This is a genomic window from Pseudomonas sp. TH08 (genome assembly GCF_016651275.1).
In the GTDB taxonomy this organism is placed as follows: Bacteria; Pseudomonadota; Gammaproteobacteria; order Pseudomonadales; family Pseudomonadaceae; genus Aquipseudomonas.
This window is the reverse complement of sequence record NZ_JAEKEE010000004.1, coordinates 1,067,984-1,081,655: the sequence shown is the minus strand read 5'-3', so window position 1 is coordinate 1,081,655 and position 13,672 is coordinate 1,067,984. Positions and strand designations below refer to the sequence as shown.

Below are 13,672 nucleotides of genomic sequence, written 5' to 3'. Positions count from 1 at the left end.
CCTGCGGCCCCCTCGACTGGGTAATGAAAGAGTCTAGCCCTCGTCCGGGATAGACGCTGAATTTGTGGGCACTGAAAAACCTGTGGGAGCTGGCTTGCCAGCGATGGCGTAGGCATAGCTACTGACTTGGTGCCTGATACCCCGCTATCGCTGGCAAGCCAGCTCCCACAGGGGACGGTGTTTGATGAGGGATTTGTATTGCCGTGTATCGCGTTGGCTCGGGGATACACGAGGTGGCAAATCCCCGGTGGGCTGAACACAGCGGCGATACAGCCGTCGGTTCAAATGGGTTGGCCAATCAAACGAGGTCAACTCCCATGCAAACTCCCCATCATCAAGGCAACCCAGCGTCGGTCTGGGTCTGCGGCGTGGTCTGATGAAAGACCTGCTAGTCGCCCGTTCCGGCGATTTCGATTTTCTCGAAGTCGCCCCGGAAAACTGGATCGGCGTCGGCGGTGACCACGGCGCGGCGCTGCGCGAACTGGCCGAACGTTATCCGCTGTCCTGTCACGGATTGTCGTTGTCGCTGGGCGGTTCGGCGCCGCTCGACACTGGTTTTCTCCAAGAGATACGGGTGTTTCTCGACCATCATCAGGTCCGGCATTACAGCGAGCATCTGAGTTATTGCAGCGACGACGGCCATCTCTACGATCTGCTGCCCTTGCCGTTCACCGAGGAGGCCGTGCGCCACGTCGCCGCGCGGATCCGCCAATCCCAGGACATTCTCGAGCGGCGTCTGGCGGTGGAAAATGTCTCCTACTATGCGGCCCCGCGCCAGGACATGGACGAAGTGACCTTCACCAACGCCGTGCTGCGCGAGGCCGATTGCGACCTGCTGCTGGACGTCAACAATGTCTACGTCAACTCGATCAACCACGGCTTTGATCCACAGGATTTCCTCGCGCGGATCGAGCCGGGCAGGGTGGTCGGCATGCACGTGGCCGGGCATTTCGATGAGTCCGACACACTGAAGATCGACACCCATGGCGCCTCGGTGAAACCGCAGGTGTGGTCATTGCTGGCCGCAGCCTATGCCAGGTTTGGCGCACGGCCAACGTTGCTCGAGCGGGATTTCAATTTTCCGGCGTTCAGCGAACTGGTCGCCGAGCTACAGACCATCCGCCGTCTGCAAGGCGAAGGAGTTCCACGTGGATAACCTCGAACGACAACAACAGGCACTGACGCGCTATCTGCGTGATCCTGAGCAGCAACCACCACCTGCTGGAATGAACGTCACGCGGGTCAATGTCTACCGCGATCTGCTGTTCAATAATCTCTCGCAATTGTTGAGCGGCACTTTTCCGGTACTGATCCGGATCATCGGCCAACAGCGCTGGAACCAATTGATTCGCGGTTTTTTACGCGACTACCGCGCGCAGACCCCGAAATTCGCTGAGATTGCCGAAGCGTTCCTCGACTTTCTTGCCGCGCAGCCTGCGGTGTTGCGCGAAGGTCAGTGGCCGGCATTTCTGCTGGAGCTGGCGCATTACGAATGGGTCGAGATGGTCTTGCAGCAATCCGACGCCCAGCCCTTGCCGTCAACCGATGCGGGGTTGTTGCTGGAGCAGCCGTTGCAGGTATCGGCGTTGGCGTGGCCGCTGGCTTACGTGTGGCCGGTGCAGTTGCTCGGGCCAGATCACCAGCCCTCGGTCGCCCCGCAGCAACCGACGCTGTTGCTGGCACGGCGGGATGCGGATTTCAGCGTGAAATTCTCGGAACTGAGCCCACTGACATGGCGGTTGTTGCAGCGCATCGGTGAGTTTGCGGCATTGACCGGGCGTGAGCAGTTGCAGGGATTGGCGCAGGAGGCGGGGCAGCTGGCAGATGCAGCGTTCATGGACAGTGGATTGGCGTTGTTGCAGCAAATGCATGAAGACGGCGTGATCGGCACTCTCTAAAACACTACAAATCCCTGTAGGAGTGAGCCTGCTCGCGATAGCGGTCTGTCAGTCGGAGCTGGTTTGACTGACAGACCGCTATCGCGAGCAGGCTCACTCCTACAGGGGATGGTGTTGAGATTAAAGGTGTAGAGGGAGGTTGAGCTCGGCACACAAGCCGCCGCCCTCGCGGTTACTCAGGGTCAACGAGCCACCCAGGGCCATCGCCAGTTGCTGGGCGATCGCCAGACCCAGCCCGGTGCCGCCGGTATCGCGGTTGCGCGAATTTTCCACGCGATAGAAAGGCTGCATCACCTGCGCGAGTTCCGCTTCGGCAATCCCCGGGCCGCGATCCATGACGGTGATCGACAGGTTGCCCTTGTTCGCTTCGACCCACACTTCAGCTGCGCCGGCGAATTTCAGGGCGTTGTCGGTCAGGTTGATCAACACCCGGCGCAACGCGTGCGGACGGGTGTCGACCACCGCCTCACTCTTGCCGACAAGCTGCACATTCTTGCCCATGTCCTGATAGTCGAACACCAGGCTTTCCAGAAACGAATCCATGTTGGTGCGCCGACTTTCCTCGGTCGAGCCATGGATGCTACGGGCGTAAGCCACGCCTTCACGCACCAGGTGTTCCATCTCGCCGAGGTCGTTGCACAGTTTGTCCTTTTCCGCCGAGTCGTCCATGAACTCGGCGCGCAGTTTCATTCGGGTGATGGGGGTTTGCAGGTCATGGGAGATCGCCGCCAGCAGTTGCATGCGCTCCTTCAGATAATCGGCGATCCGCGCCTGCATCGCGTTGAAAGCGCGGGCGGCGTAGACCACTTCGTTCGGGCCTTTCTCGTCCAGCTGAATCGGGTGAGCGCTGGGGTCGAGGGTTTCCACGGCGTTGGCCAGGCGGGTGAGGGGGCGGATGGCAATGCGCACCGCCAGCCAGGTGCAGGCAATCATCAAGGCCAGTTGGCCGAGCAATACCGCTGGCAACCAGGGCGACAGCGGCACCATCGAGGGGCGCACGTCGATGGTCACCGGGCTGCCGTCGCTCAGGCGCAAGTGGCCCTGGAAGTGCTTTCGCGGGCCGGGAATGTCGGTGAACGTCAGCGGGTATTGGTCGCCGATTGCATCGGTGATCGACGTGACTGCAATCGGCACGTCGCCCGGCCCGATGGCGGTGCCGGGTTCACCTTCGCTCAGCAGATAGCCGTAGTTGGCCCGCGCCAGGCGCTTGAGCCACGCCGGGCGCTCCTCGGCAGGCAAGCGGTCGAGGATCGCAATCGAGGTCGATACGTCGGTTTCCAGATTGCCCAGCATGGTGTTTTTCGCGCTTTGGTAACGCTCGTAATACTGCGCGCCGAACGACAGCGCCTGGGCGAGGATCAGGCCGATCAGGAAAATCAGCGACACCCGCGAGGCAAGGGTACGCGGCCAGTGCAGGTTGAGGCTCATGCCGGGGCACCGAGGATCTCGACCGGCAGCGAAAACACATACCCTTCGCTGCGCACGGTCTTGATGTAGGCCGGTTCACGGGCGTCGTCCAGCAGGCGCTGGCGCAAGCGGCTGACCAGCAGATCAATCGAACGGTCGAACAGATCGGCATCACGACCCTGGGTCAGGTTGAGCAATTGATCGCGGCTGAGCACCCGTTGCGGGTGATCGAGAAACACCCGCAGCAAGCGGTATTCCGCACCGCTGAGGGCGACCATGGTGCCGTCCTTGTCGAGCAGATGGCGGGCCGAAGTGTCCAGTTGCCAACGGCCGAACGCCAGCAAGCGACCCGCTTCGGTGACCACCAGATTCGGCGGCAGCATCCTCGTGCGGCGCAGCACGGCATTGATCCGCGCGAGTAATTCACGGGCGGCGAAAGGTTTGGTCAGATAGTCGTCGGCGCCCATTTCGAGGCCGATGATGCGGTCGGTTTCATCGTTGCGGGCGGTGAGCATCAGCACCGGCGTGGCCTTGTGTTTGCCCACGCGCAGTTCGCGGCACAGCTGCAGGCCATCGTCGCCGGGCATCATGATGTCGAGCACGATCAGGTCGACGGTGTTGGCTTCGAGAAAGCTGCGCATTTGCCGGCCATCGGCGACCACGGTGGTGCGCAGGCCGTTTTTCTTCAGGTAGTTGCCGACCAGTTCGCGGATCTCGCGGTCGTCGTCGACGATGAGAATGTGATCGACATGTTCCATGGGACCAAGCCTCTATCAAAGGGGAATACCGTGCAGTCTATCGAGCCTTCGCACGCTCGCCTGCCTGCCTTTGTATTGCAGTGTATCTGGCATGACAGCCGATACACGGGGACGCAAAAACGCGATTTTTTCAGGCTTTTGTATCGCTGTGTATCCCCGGGCAGCAGGGATACACAGCCATTTATACCCGCCAGTTTCCGACACATAGACGATACCTCGAGAGCCTTGAATGAGCCCCATCGAGGCACACCACAACGCCTCGGCTCAAACCCACTGAAGCCTTGAGGAACACGCCATGAAAAATACTTCCGTTATCGCCGCCTGCCTGTTTGCCGCGCTGAACATCTGCACCCTGTCGGCCCGCGCCGAAGCCGTTGTCACCCCGCAAACCTACAGCTACGGCACGCACCTGGATATCCAGAAAGTGGTTTCGCTGACACAGGACAACTCGGTGACGTGCGGCGTCGTCGATGCGCGCATGACGTACCTGGATTCGGCCAATAAAACCCACGAGCTGGATTACCGCAAGTTTGCTGACGGCTGCAACAACGACAACTGATTCGTCACTCTTTTGAAGGGAAAAACCATGAATAACTTCTCGCGTTTCCTCACAGCCGTCGCTTTCTCTCTCGCCGGTGCCGCCACCCATGCCAACGCTGCGGTTGAACAGCATAGCTGCCACGGCAGCAGCTGTTTTCAACTGACGCCAATCGCCAAACAAGGTGCTGATGCCTTGCTCGCGGCTGACGGCGCCGGCCGCACGCCGCAAGGGCAGAGGCTGGAAAGCCAGAACGCCTGATCCCTGGCCACAGGGCTCGGTTTTCACATTTATTCAGGGTGACTTTTATGTACCTCATCGCTTTCCTCGGCGGTCTCTTGACCGTTCTTAGCCCGTGCATCCTGCCGGTGGTGCCATTCCTGTTCGCCGGGACGCAGCGCAGCCGTTCTTCGATATTGCTGACTCTTGGCGGTATGACACTGACCTTCGCGCTGATCTCCAGCCTGGCTGTGGTCAGCAGTGAATGGGTGATTCAGGCCAGTAACAACGGTCGCCATATCGCGCTGATCGTCATGGCGCTGTTTGCGCTGTCGCTGATCTCGGCGCGAATCGGCGACTGGCTGGCGCGTCCGTTTGTGTGGCTCGGCAACCGCCTCGATCCCGCTGCGCAAAAAAGGCCGGGCCCTTGGGCTCGGTGATGATCGGCGTCGCCACCGGGCTGTTGTGGGCGCCGTGTGCCGGGCCGATCCTCGGGGTGATTCTCACGGGCGCCATGTTGCAAGGCGCCAACGCGCAGACAAGCCTGTTGTTGCTGGCTTATGGCGCGGGCAGTGCGTTGTCGTTGGGCACGCTGATTTTCGCCGGTCGCGGGTTGGTCAACCGCTTGAAACCGTCGATCCCGTTCACTGGTTGGTTGCGCCGTGGCGCCGGTGTCGCGGTACTCGTGGCGGCGGCCGTGATTTCCACCGGTGCCGATAAAATCCTGTTGGCCGGCACTTCCTCGGAAAGTGTCGCCAGTGTCGAGAAAAGCCTGCTGGATAACGTGCCGAAAGTGCTCGACTTCCTCGTCAGCAAGGTCCGCGCTGATCCGCTGATGGACGAGAGCAAAGGCGCGATGCCGTCGCTGGCCGGTGCCGTGCAATGGCTCAATTCACCGCCATTGAGCGCCGAATCCTTGCGCGGCAAAGTGGTGCTGGTGGACTTCTGGACTTACGACTGCATCAACTGCCAACACACCTTGCCCTACGTCAAGGAATGGGCGCAAAAGTACCAAAAGGATGGGCTGGTCGTTATTGGCGTGCACACCCCGGAATACGGCTACGAACGCATCATCGACAACGTCAGGGATCAAGTGAAAAAGCTCGGTATCACTTACCCGGTGGCCATCGACAACAACTACGCGATCTGGCGCAATTTCGATAACCAGTACTGGCCGGCGCATTACCTGATCGACGCCAAGGGCCAGGTGCGTTTCAGCCACTTCGGCGAAGGGCGCTACGAGGCGCAGGAGCAAATGATTCGGCAATTGCTGGAAGAGGCCAAGACACCTGCTGCCTGATCAACCACCCCATTGGCTCAGAGATCACGGACCATGAGCCATTGATCATTGTCCCAGGCGTGAAACCGCTCCACGACCCTCCAGCCGCGTTTGGCGTAGTAGTCCTGTTTGTTCTGCGTATGCAGATACAGGTGCGCCAGACCATGGCTTTTCGCTTGCTGGCAAACCCCGTCGATCAAGCGCTCCGCCAGACCCTGGCCGCGAGCCTCGGGGCTGACAAATACACAGGCCAGCCAAGGGCCGAGATCGGGTCGATGCGCCAGATCCTCGCGGGCTAGCGCGGCACCGCCCAGCAGATGCCCATCGTTCAGAGCGATCAGGCACGGCCAATTGCCGTTGCTTTGGCCTTGGGCGAATTCCGCTTGCCACTCGGTCAGTGGCTGGTGCGCGTATTCGTAGTGAAACTGCCGATGAATCCATTCGGCGTAAGTGTCGCTGTGCTGCATGTGCTGCGCGAGCCAGTCGAGGTGCAAAGTCATTGGGAGAGTCCGTTCGGAAGGTGTTGCCGACATGAAAAATCATTCCCGGGCGACTGGCAATCCCGAGGGTGTTGCGGCGGCTTTACAAATTCCTGCCACTCATCGGCCAACACGCGGTTTTGCGGGCTTGGCGGACGATTGGCGAAGACGCAGGTCAGGCTCGGCGCGATAGTGGGCGAGCAGGGCCACTGCCGGCCCCGCCACAAACGCTACACCACAAGAAGAACGCGAGGTTGCCATGCCGAAATTCGTGATTGAACGCGAGATTCCAGGGGCCGGGAAGCTGTCGGAGCAAGAACTCAAGGCCGTGTCGCAAACGTCCTGCCAGGCGTTGCGGGAACTCGGGCCACAGGTGCAGTGGCTACAGAGCTACGTCACTGCCGACAAAATTTACTGCGTGTATATCGCTCCCAATGAAGAGCAGGTGCGCGAACACGCTCGCCTCGGTGGTTTCCCCGCCAACAGCGTGGCGCGAGTGGTGACGGTCATCGACCCGACAACCGCCGAGTGAAGGCAGCTTCAACCTGTTGCGGAGCACTGTGCATGAGTACCCCGATTGATCTGACGGCCCTGAAAGAACGCCAGAAAGTCGCCTGGGCCAGCGGCGATTACGCGGTGATTGGCACCACATTGCAAATTGTCGGTGAAAACCTCGCCGAAGCCTGCGACTTGCGCTGCGATGAAGAAGTGCTGGATGTCGCCGCCGGCAACGGCAATGCGACATTGGCGGCCGCGCGACGTGGTTGTCTGGTGATGTCCACCGACTACGTTGCGGCGCTGTTGGAGCGCGGGCAGGATCGGGCTCGGGCGGAGCATCTGGATGTCACATTCCAGGTCGCCGATGCCGAAGCGCTGCCGTTCGAAGACGATAGTTTTGACGCGGTGCTTTCGACTTTCGGTGTGATGTTTGCGCCGGATCAGGCGCAGGCGGCTGCCGAACTGGCGCGGGTCTGTCGGCGTGGTGGACGCATTGGTCTGGCCAACTGGACGCCGGAAGGCTTTGTCGGCCAGATGTTCAAGGTCCTCGGCCGACATCTGCCGCCTCCCGCCAGTGCCCAGCCACCCTCGAACTGGGGCATGGAAGCCTGGTTGCACAGCCATTTCGACGAGCGCGATTTTCTGCTGCAAGTCACCCGCCGCACCTTCAACTTTCGTTATCGCTCGGCAGCGCACTTCATCGACATTTTTCGGCATTGGTATGGGCCGGTGCACAAGGCGTTCGCGGCATTGCCGCCGGAAAGCGGTCGGGCCTTGGAAAGTGATCTGGCGGACTTGCTCAATCGCACGAATCGTGCGGGCGAGGGCTCGCTGGTAGTGCCGAGCGAGTATCTGGAGGTGGTGATTACCAAGCGCTGAGTCGAACTCGATCCTTGTGGGAGCTGGCTTGCCAGCGATAGCGGTCTATCGGCAGATAAATATGCTGACCGACCCACCGCAATCGCGAGCAGGCTCACTCCTACAGAGATTTGCGGCGTACACCGCGTCTGTAAACGACACAAAACCTGTAGGAGTGAGCCTGCTCGCGATAGCGGTGTGTCAGACAACAAAGATATCGACTGATCCTCCACCATCGCTGGCAAGCCAGCTCCCACAGGTTTTTGTGGTGCCGTCAAATTCCACATGCACCGCAAATCTTTGTGGGAGCTTGCCTGCAAGCGATTGCTTTCTGACATTCAACATTGATATCGACTGACCCGCCGCCATCGCGAGCAGGCTCACTCCTACAGAGATTTGCGGCGTACACCGCGTCTGTAAACAACACAAAACCTGTAGGAGTGAGCCTGCTCGCGATAGCGGTGTGTCAGACAACAAAGATATCGACTGATCCTCCACCATCGCTGGCAAGCCAGCGCCTACAGGTTTCTGTGGTGCCGTCAAATTCCACATGCACCGCAAATCTTTGTGGGAGCTTGCCTGCAAGCGATTGCTTTCTGACATTCAACATTGATATCGACTGACCCGCCGCCATCGCGAGCAGGCTCACTCCTACAGAGATTGGCGGCGTACACCGCGTCTGTAAACGACACAAAACCTGTAGGAGTGAGCCTGCTCGCGATAGCGGTGTGTCAGACAACAAAGATATCGACTTATCCTCCGTCATCGCTGGCAAGCCAGCTCCCACAGGTTCCAGTGTGTCGATTGGGCTTACTTCTGATGGGATCGATCAAACCACTCCAGCGCCGTGCGCCAGATGCAGATGCCGAGGAAGTACGCCGACATCAGCAGCCACAACCCCATCACCAACGGGTTGATCACCGGATGATTGAGCACCAGCGACAAACTGCACAGCAGCCAGACTGCCGTAACGGCAATGTTGATCGGCATAAAGCGGCGTACACGGAACGGATGCAGAAATTTCATTCGCGTCACGGTCAGTAGCGCCAGGCCAATCACGGTCAGAAAGGTGATCCACGGCCCCGGCCCGATGATGTACAGGCACAGCGCGACCACGTTCCACGCGGCAGGGAAACCGACAAAGTAGTTGTCCTTGCTCTTCATGTTGACGTTGCAGAAGCAGAACAGCGACGACACCAGAATCAGCGACACGGTCAGCAACAGCGTGTAGTCGGGCAACGGAATGTAGCGATAGATGAACAGGGCCGGAATGAACACGTATGTCAGGTAATCGATCACCAGATCGAGGATCGAGCCGTCGAAACTCGGCAGCACCGATTGCACATTGACCTTGCGCGCCAATGCGCCGTCGAGGCCGTCAACGATCAGCGCCACACCCAGCCACATCAGGCAATGGGTCGGCTGGTTTTCCAGCAGGGCGAGGGTGGCAAGGAAAGCGGTGACCACGCCGGTCGCGGTAAAACCATGGGCGCCCCATGCTTTGAGCCTGGCGATGTGTACGGTCGATATCACAGGGGCGTTCTCCAGAAAGTGATGCATGCCGGTTATCGTCCTTATAGGTAAGGGCGCCGGCAAACCGGGTCGGGGTTGCAGCTATCGACCGGTCTGGCCGGGATAAGGTTCACCCACCATGAATCTTAGCTGCCCGGCGAAAAAAATCCCGGCCCGACTCGCCTTGGTCTCGAGTGTCGGCCAAACGGTGCTGGCGCAATGGCTGTTGGGGTCTATCGTTGCCAGACGCAGTCACTGCCTATGCATCGAGGATGCCGTCATGAACACCAGCGATTTGCTCGAACAACTGCTGCGGGGCCAGGCCTCGGCGGGTCAACAAAGTGGAGCCTCGGCCGGTGGTGGTCTGGGTGGCCTCGGTGGATTGCTGGGCGGGCTGCTCGGTGGCGCGGATTCCACCGCTACTCGTGGCGCTTCGCCTGCGGGAGGGGCTGGTGGATTGGGCGGCTTGCTCGGTGGTTTGCTCGGCGGCGGAGGCTTGGGCAGCGTTTTGGGCGGCAGCGCTGGCACGCAAAGCCGATCCGGCGGTACCAACTACGCGGCGCTGGCATCGCTGGGCATGATGGCGTTCCAGGCCTATCAAGCCTGGCAACGCAGCCAGGCCAGCGCGGCACCGCAGCAGACGCCGCAAACAGCCAATCTGCTCGCCGGCCCCGAAATCGAAGAACACAGCCACGCCGTGCTGCGTGCGTTGATCGCGGCGGCCAAGGCTGATGGGCACATCGACGTTACTGAAAATCAACGTATAAGCACTGAGATCGGCAAGCACACCGATGATCCGCAACTACAGCAGTGGCTGAATGACGAGGTCGCCAAGCCTCTTGATCCCGATGAAGTAGCACAGTCGGCTAACAACGATCCGGCGGTGGCCGCGGAAATGTACCTGGCCAGCGTGATGCTGGTGGACGATCAACAGGACGCCGAGCGCAACTATCTGGATGAACTGGCGGCGGCGTTGAAGATTGATCCTGAGTTGCAGGTGCACCTGGAGCAGCAGACCAAAGGTCAGGCCTGAAGCAAGATCAAAAGATCGCAGCCTATCCCCTGTAGGAGCTGCCGAAGGCTCGGGCCGCGATCGGACGATCTTTTGACCTTAAAGCCAAACGGCATCCCACAAAGGATAATCCCCCAAACGCTGAACCAATCCGGCACGCAACGGATTCATGACGATATACCGTGCGGCCGCTTTCAGGTCCTCATCACGTCGCAACGCCCGATCGTGATACCCCCGCTGCCACAACCGTCCCTGACTCCCGCACTTTAGATTGATCGATCGACAACTCCTCGATTTAACGCGTCGCATCAACTCCGCTAAAGAACCCGTTCGCAATTCAACCAGCCAATGCAAATGATCCGGCATCACGACCCACGCTAGCGAATGAATCATTCCCTCATCATTCGCAGCGCGCATCTGCTCTACAAGCAACCGTCCGATTCGCCAATCTGCAAACACCGGCCGACGCTCATACACAACCGCAGTAAGCGAATAAATTCGACCTACCTCGCTATAACGCCCTTTGCGCAAACCACACGCTTTTGCAGCCTCAGGCATTCCATTGCCCTCCTTTTTTAGTCCCTGAACATTAGCTTCTGCCCTAGCAACCGCGAACTCCAACTATTGCACGATGTAACCCTGCAGGAGCTGCCGAAGGCTGCGATCCCTTGATCTTGTCTTTTAAAAGAAACATCAAAAGATCGCAGCCTTCGGCAGCTCCTACAGGGGAGATGTGCAATCGAGATATGCAGGGGCTAACCCGCCGTTTGTCCGGGTAATTTTCACGTCGATTGAATTTTTCGCAGGCGCAGCCCCTCTGCTGCTGTAGAGGCGTGTGAATCAGCGTCCTGCCAATCGACCGAGACCATTGCCATGACTGTCCTGACAACCCTGCAATCCGTGCCAGCCCAAGCACAAGCGATCGATCCCGCCGGGAATCTCCGTGGCATTTATGAAACGCTGCTACGGGAGGAAAACCCGCACGCACTTGCGCAAACGTTCCTGCACGAGCAGCTTCAACGCGCGGCAGCGTTGCCCGAAGAACTGCCCGCAGACCCCTCGACCTGGCATGCCTGGATGGCTGATCACTGCGCCGAGGTGGCCCGGCAATACGCCGACTATTTGCAGCAACGCAAGGCCGGTGGGCCACGACAATTTTTCACAAACAAGGCGCATGCGCTGTACTTCCTGCAAGCAGTCGCACCGACCAAACTGGTAGACGGCGCCTGGCTCTTCGGATTGTTGCCGCAATGGCGTGATCCGCGTTTCAGCGGTTTGCTGTGTACCTATCTGGAAGAGTTGGGCGAAGGCAATCCAGCGCAGAACCATGTGTTGATCTATCGCAAGTTGCTCGCCGAGCACGACCTTGAACACAGCAGCGTCATCCCCGATGAGCGTTATCTACAGGGCACGCTGCAACTGGCGCTCGGCGTATGCGGGGCAGAATTTTTGCCGGAGGTGATCGGCTACAACCTCGGTTACGAGCAACTGCCGCTGCACCTGCTGATCAGCAGTTACGAGCTCAGTGAACTGGGTATCGATCCGTACTACTTCACGCTGCACGTGACCATCGACAACGCCAGCACCGGCCATGCGCAGAAAGCCGTGCAGGCAGCGCTCGATCTTTTGCCGCTGGAGGCTGATCGCGCTGAATTTTTGCGTCGGGTATCGCTGGGATATCGCCTCAATGACCTGGGGCAGGGCAGCCGCGCGATCATCGAGGGCTTTGATCTTGAGCGCGAGTTACTGGCGATGCTTGAGCGCAAGTGCCCATTCGCTCAGCACATGCATTCCGACTACTGCCGGTTCGACGGGCGTACCGTCAATCAATGGTTGGCCGAGCCGCAGCATTTGCCCGGTTTCCTTCAGGCGTTGCAAGACAAGGGCTGGATCAAACGCCACGAAGACCCGCAAGCCAGCCGCTTCTGGCAATTGATCGACGGCGACGGTGCAGCGATGTTCGGTGTGTTTGGCGCCTACGAAAAACAACTGGTGCACGACTGGATTGCCGGTGACTGGACGCCCGCCAGCAAACCCGGCGTCAGCCGTCGTCGTGCGCAGGGCAAGCCGCCTATCGAGGTGCCGGAACAGGATCCCGACGTTCAGCAACTCAACGCCGCGCTGCAAGGGCAGGACGGACACGCGCAAATGGCCGTTCTCATGCCTTGGCTGGCACCGGCGCGGCATGCACATCCGGCCGGGCTGCTCGCCACCCGCCGTTTCATCGAATTGAAATCCAGCCTGGGTTAAGGAATCTCAATGAATCAGGAAGAACAGCTGTCCACCAATGACCTTGCGCTGCTGCAACTGGGGCGGCGCTTGCAGGCCGACGGGTATCGTTTCATCACGCCAACGCCGCTGACGCATCAACGGGTCAACCAGCGTGACGAAGGGCAGGCCGTCGACAGCCTGCGTGACGTTTTCGGTTGGTCGCGTGCGTTCGAGCCGGGGTTGTTGTCTGCCGATGAGCAACGGCAATTGCAGGAGGCGCAGATCATTGATGCGTACGACGGTCGTTTTAAAAGTCGCGTGCGTTGGTCGAGCCTCGACGATTTGCTGTTCGTGCATTCAGCGTTCCCCACCGATGCTGCCGATGCGGTGTTTTTCGGCCCGGACACCTACCGTTTCGCGCAACTGATTCACGCGCATTTGCAGCAGAATTTCGCGCCGATCAAGCGTGCAGTCGATATCGGCTGCGGTGCTGGCGTCGGCGCGATTGTCATCGGCCGCGCTCGCCGCGAAGCCCAAGTGCTGGCGCTGGACATCAATCCCGCCGCACTGCGTCTGACCGCGATCAATGCGGCGCTGGCGGAGGTCGCCAACGTCGAAACGCGGCACAGTGATGTGCTTCAGGGCGTTGACGGCGAGTTCGATCTGATCGTCGCCAACCCGCCGTACATGGCCGATCCGGCCGCGCGCGCTTATCGACATGGTGGCGGCACGCTGGGAGCGGGGCTGTCGTTGCGTATCGTCGAACAGGCACTCAATCGGCTGGCGCCCGGTGGCTCACTGTTGCTTTACACCGGCGTGGCCATGGTCGATGGCCGTGATCCGTTTCTCGATACGGTGTTGCCGCGACTCGATCAACAGCGCTTCGGCTGGACTTATCGCGAACTTGACCCCGACGTTTTCGGCGAAGAACTGCTCAACCCCGGTTATCAACGCGTCGACCGGATCGCCGTGGTGGCGCTGACCGTGACGCGAATAGGCTGAA

Annotated in this window: 15 protein-coding genes and 1 pseudogene; 10 read left to right on the top strand and 6 right to left on the bottom strand. The window is 59.8% G+C overall.

The genetic code is table 11. The features are described from left to right. Positions 1-376 precede the first annotated feature (376 nt). Together JFT91_RS21860 and JFT91_RS21855 are read left to right on the top strand one after the other, a co-directional pair. On the top strand, positions 377-1,156 hold the full coding sequence (locus tag JFT91_RS21860) for an HvfB family MNIO-type RiPP peptide maturase (protein ID WP_242489329.1): 780 nt from the start codon (positions 377-379) through the stop codon (positions 1,154-1,156). Further along, complete coding sequence (locus JFT91_RS21855; protein ID WP_201233829.1) at positions 1,149-1,898, top strand: HvfC family RiPP maturation protein; 750 nt, start codon at positions 1,149-1,151, stop codon at positions 1,896-1,898. The genes JFT91_RS21860 and JFT91_RS21855 overlap by 8 nt, the downstream gene beginning before the upstream one ends. Before the next feature lie 120 nt (positions 1,899-2,018). On the opposite strand, the gene JFT91_RS21850 is transcribed toward JFT91_RS21855, so the two are convergent. Then, a complete protein-coding gene (locus tag JFT91_RS21850) occupies positions 2,019-3,326 on the bottom strand; it encodes an ATP-binding protein (RefSeq protein WP_201233828.1) in 1,308 nt (435 codons plus the stop codon). After that, positions 3,323-4,063: a response regulator gene (locus JFT91_RS21845; protein ID WP_064392669.1), complete on the bottom strand. Its 741-nt coding sequence runs from the start codon at positions 4,061-4,063 to the stop codon at positions 3,323-3,325. The genes JFT91_RS21850 and JFT91_RS21845 overlap by 4 nt, the downstream gene beginning before the upstream one ends. Before the next feature lie 295 nt (positions 4,064-4,358). On the opposite strand from JFT91_RS21845, the gene JFT91_RS21840 reads away from it, so the two are divergent. The 3 genes and pseudogenes from JFT91_RS21840 to JFT91_RS21830 all read left to right on the top strand — a co-directional run bounded on the left by JFT91_RS21840 (position 4,359) and on the right by JFT91_RS21830 (position 6,120). Next, positions 4,359-4,622 (top strand): DUF2790 domain-containing protein, encoded by a 264-nt coding sequence (locus JFT91_RS21840; RefSeq protein ID WP_201233827.1) that lies wholly within the window; start codon positions 4,359-4,361, stop codon positions 4,620-4,622. A 27-nt stretch (positions 4,623-4,649) separates the two neighbouring features. After that, complete coding sequence (locus JFT91_RS21835; RefSeq protein WP_201233826.1) at positions 4,650-4,862, top strand: hypothetical protein; 213 nt, start codon at positions 4,650-4,652, stop codon at positions 4,860-4,862. Between the two features lie 47 nt (positions 4,863-4,909). Beyond that, positions 4,910-6,120 (top strand): annotated as a pseudogene (locus JFT91_RS21830) (cytochrome c biogenesis protein DipZ). Positions 6,121-6,137: 17 nt separating this feature from the next. Here the strand turns inward: JFT91_RS21830 and JFT91_RS21825 are convergent. Then, positions 6,138-6,599 (bottom strand): GNAT family N-acetyltransferase, encoded by a 462-nt coding sequence (locus tag JFT91_RS21825; RefSeq protein ID WP_201233825.1) that lies wholly within the window; start codon positions 6,597-6,599, stop codon positions 6,138-6,140. A 99-nt stretch (positions 6,600-6,698) separates the two neighbouring features. After that, positions 6,699-6,839 carry a hypothetical protein gene (locus JFT91_RS21820; protein ID WP_201233824.1) on the bottom strand — a complete coding sequence of 47 codons (141 nt, stop codon included), beginning with the start codon at positions 6,837-6,839 and terminating at the stop codon, positions 6,699-6,701. Between JFT91_RS21820 and JFT91_RS21815 the strand changes: the two genes are divergently transcribed. Continuing rightward, the gene (locus tag JFT91_RS21815; RefSeq protein WP_201233823.1) at positions 6,838-7,110 is read left to right on the top strand and encodes a DUF4242 domain-containing protein; all 273 of its coding nucleotides are present in this window, start codon (positions 6,838-6,840) and stop codon (positions 7,108-7,110) included. The genes JFT91_RS21820 and JFT91_RS21815 overlap by 2 nt on opposite strands. Before the next feature lie 32 nt (positions 7,111-7,142). Then, complete coding sequence (locus JFT91_RS21810) at positions 7,143-7,955, top strand: class I SAM-dependent methyltransferase (protein WP_201202532.1); 813 nt, start codon at positions 7,143-7,145, stop codon at positions 7,953-7,955. Between the two features lie 789 nt (positions 7,956-8,744). Here the strand turns inward: JFT91_RS21810 and pcsA are convergent. Continuing rightward, positions 8,745-9,467, bottom strand: a complete 723-nt coding sequence (pcsA, locus tag JFT91_RS21805) for a phosphatidylcholine synthase (protein WP_201234033.1) — start codon at positions 9,465-9,467, stop codon at positions 8,745-8,747. A gap of 259 nt (positions 9,468-9,726) precedes the next feature. On the opposite strand from pcsA, the gene JFT91_RS21800 reads away from it, so the two are divergent. Beyond that, a complete protein-coding gene (locus tag JFT91_RS21800) occupies positions 9,727-10,479 on the top strand; it encodes a tellurite resistance TerB family protein (protein WP_201234032.1) in 753 nt (250 codons plus the stop codon). Between the two features lie 78 nt (positions 10,480-10,557). Here JFT91_RS21800 and JFT91_RS21795 read toward each other — a convergent pair whose 3' ends face one another. Beyond that, positions 10,558-11,016, bottom strand: coding sequence for an REP-associated tyrosine transposase (locus JFT91_RS21795; RefSeq protein WP_201233822.1), 459 nt, complete (start codon positions 11,014-11,016; stop codon positions 10,558-10,560). Positions 11,017-11,331: 315 nt separating this feature from the next. On the opposite strand from JFT91_RS21795, the gene JFT91_RS21790 reads away from it, so the two are divergent. Continuing rightward, complete coding sequence (locus JFT91_RS21790; RefSeq protein ID WP_201233821.1) at positions 11,332-12,708, top strand: iron-containing redox enzyme family protein; 1,377 nt, start codon at positions 11,332-11,334, stop codon at positions 12,706-12,708. A gap of 9 nt (positions 12,709-12,717) precedes the next feature. Continuing rightward, on the top strand, positions 12,718-13,671 hold the full coding sequence (locus JFT91_RS21785) for a methyltransferase (RefSeq protein WP_201202540.1): 954 nt from the start codon (positions 12,718-12,720) through the stop codon (positions 13,669-13,671). Position 13,672 lies beyond the last annotated feature (1 nt).